The sequence below is a fragment of the Ensifer sp. ZNC0028 genome (genome assembly GCF_000799055.1).
Lineage (GTDB): Bacteria > Pseudomonadota > Alphaproteobacteria > Rhizobiales > Rhizobiaceae > Ensifer.
Genome location: NZ_JTLA01000155.1, coordinates 1 through 2,676 on the forward strand (window position 1 = coordinate 1; position 2,676 = coordinate 2,676).

A 2,676-nucleotide genomic window follows, 5' to 3' on the forward strand; every position below is an offset into this window, starting at 1 on the left:
CGATCTCATCGTCACCGTCGACTGCGGCTCGACAAGCCATGAGTCGCTTGCCGTTGCCGAGAAACGCGGCGTCGATGTCGTGGTCATCGACCACCATCAGGTCGGCGCATCGCTGCCGCCCTGCCATGCGCTGGTCAATCCCAACCGCGAGGACGATCTCTCGGGGCAGGGGCACCTTTGTGCCGCCGGCGTCGTCTATCTGGTTCTCGTCAATACCTTGCGTGTCTTGCGCAATGCCGGCGACAGCCGCGTTGCTTCGTTCGACCTGCTGGCACAGCTCGATCTGGTGGCACTGGCAACCGTCTGTGACGTCGTGCCGCTCAAGGGATTGAACCGCGCCTATGTGGTCAAGGGACTGATCGCAGCGCGCCATATGGGCAATGTCGGGCTTTCGGCGCTGCTGCGGAAAGCGGCGATCGGTGGTCCGGTCACGCCTTATCATCTGGGCTTTCTCGTCGGCCCGAGAATCAATGCCGGCGGACGCATTGGCGATGCGGCACTCGGCAGCCGGCTGCTGGCGATGGAAGACGCTGCCGAGGCGGAGAAGATCGCAGCCCAGCTCGATGAACTCAACCGCGAGCGGCAGGCGATGGAAGCCGTCATGCTGGCCGAGGCGGAGGCTGAGGTTCTGGCCGAATACGGCACGGGCGAGGGCGCCTCGGTGATCGTCACGGCACGCGAAAACTGGCATCCGGGGATCGTCGGGTTGCTGGCCGCCCGCATCAAGGAGAAATTCCGCCGCCCGACCTTCGCTATCGCCTTTGACCCGAACGGCCGCGGCACCGGATCCGGCCGCTCGATCAATGGCTTCGACATGGGCAAGATGGTCCGCGCGGCCGTCGACGGCGGCCTGCTGGTAAAGGGCGGCGGCCATGCCATGGCGGCCGGCCTCACCGTCGAGCGCGCGAAACTCGGAAAGCTCCGGCAGTTCTTCGAGGAGCGCGCGGAAGCCGCCGTGCGTGAGCTTGTCGCCATCCAGACGCTGAAGGTCGACGGCGCGCTTGCAGCATCCGGAGCGACTCTGGAGCTCATCGATCTCCTGGAGCAGGCCGGCCCCTATGGCTCAGCCCACCCGCAGCCCGTCTTTGCCTTTCCGCAGCATCGCCTGCGCGACAGTCGGCAGGTGGGCGCCAACCACGTCAAGGTGACGCTCGAAGGCCAGGACGGCAGCCGCCTCGATGGGATTGCGTTCCGGGCGACCGAAACGCCGCTCGGCGACTTCCTGCTGTCGAGCCGCGGAACGTCTATTCACGTCGCGGGATCGGTGTCAGCCGATCTGTGGCAGGGCCAGCGACGGGTACAGCTGCGCGTCACGGACGCGGCGAAGGCGCTGTAGCACCTGTCGCGAAGAGTGCTGACAGATATTTCTCTGGGCCGTCTTACGGCTGACCGTATCGCACACGCTTCAAAACATCTCGAGGATTCACAGAGAGGATGGTGTTGAAGAACGTCGTTTCGACGATCGTGTCGCCATCGGCTTGCAGGCGAAAATGTACGCTCTTGTTGCCGCCACAGTTCGTTGCGTCGATCATTGCGATAACTTTTTCGACCTCGTCGGGCGTCTTTTCGTCCAGCCTGACAAGAGCCGGATACAAGGGAGCGCAACTTGCACCGCCATCACGAACAAGTTCCCCTTGTCGATCGAAGAGATAGCTGAGGAGTGCGAACTCTCCCTTGTGTGATTCACGATGAGCGCTGCCCCAAGTGACGCTCAGATATTGAGCCACAGCGCTCAAAGATCCGAGATTATCGAACGGCTGCAAGGCTTCGACATTGTAAACCACGGAGTAGAGATGGCTGCCGCTGAGTGGCGAATTCAGTGTGAGCGAGTAGGTTCGACGAAGACCTTGTTGCTGGTCGAATTGGGTAATGTGTATTCGCTGCAGATAGGGGGCTTTGGCATAAGCGGGGAGCTTCGGATCTTTGCGATTGTTCAGGCTTCGCGTCGTATCGGAACGTTCCCAGCCTTTGAAATCCCGCGCAAGCAAAGCTTCCAGCTCGTCGATTGACATCCCCAGCTTGAATACCGGACTCGGTACCAGGTCTGCAGGCATCAGCGGTCGCTCGACAGAAGCGGCGTTGGAAGGAGCGGCCGCAGGCGATCTGGGATAGGACGAAATAGTGATTGCGGCGAGCCCCGCAGCAATGACGCGTAACAAAATAGATTCCCCTGTTTCGAACTTTTGTTGGTGCGGGTCGCCGAATTGTGACGGATTCGGGGTGGTCAGGACGCTGCAGGACCTTACAAATCCGTTGCTTCCGGTCAAATGATACGAGGGGGCCGCCCGGCGGCACACCAGCATCGCTGTCGGGGAGTGAAGTGTTTGGAGGCGCAAGCGTAGCCGTCCACGCGTTCGCCGCCATGCGGCGAAATTTGCCGAAGCCTGGTACGCCCAACGGGAATCGAACCCGTGTTGCCGCCGTGAGAGGGCGGCGTCCTGACCGCTAGACGATGGGCGCCATTAAGCTCGTTTTGCGCTGAGAATTGCTGCGCACGCTGCATACTAAGCCTTTTCCGCGAAATCGACGATAGGCTTTCTCGGACACCGGGCAGGGCGCTTGAAACGGGATCGTTCGGTCGCGCGCCCAAGCTGGCGGCGTTGATAATGCTTGTAGTGTCAGGGGAGAAATTCAACACAGTGGCACGCCCTAGGGGAGTCGAACCCCTCTTCCCAG

The 2,676-nt window shown here is 61.4% G+C and carries 2 protein-coding genes and 1 tRNA gene; 1 reads left to right on the forward strand and 2 read right to left on the reverse strand.

The window, feature by feature from the left end:
* On the forward strand, positions 1 to 1,336 hold a 1,336-nt coding region (gene recJ / locus L981_RS30500; protein WP_043625675.1), incomplete at its 5' end, for a single-stranded-DNA-specific exonuclease RecJ.
* Between the two features lie 43 nt (positions 1,337 to 1,379).
* Here recJ and L981_RS34815 read toward each other — a convergent pair.
* The gene (locus tag L981_RS34815) at positions 1,380 to 2,159 is read right to left on the reverse strand and encodes a hypothetical protein (protein WP_156134293.1); all 780 of its coding nucleotides are present in this window, start codon (positions 2,157 to 2,159) and stop codon (positions 1,380 to 1,382) included.
* Positions 2,160 to 2,385: 226 nt separating this feature from the next.
* Positions 2,386 to 2,460 (reverse strand) — tRNA-Glu (locus L981_RS30515).
* Positions 2,461 to 2,676: the final 216 nt, after the last annotated feature.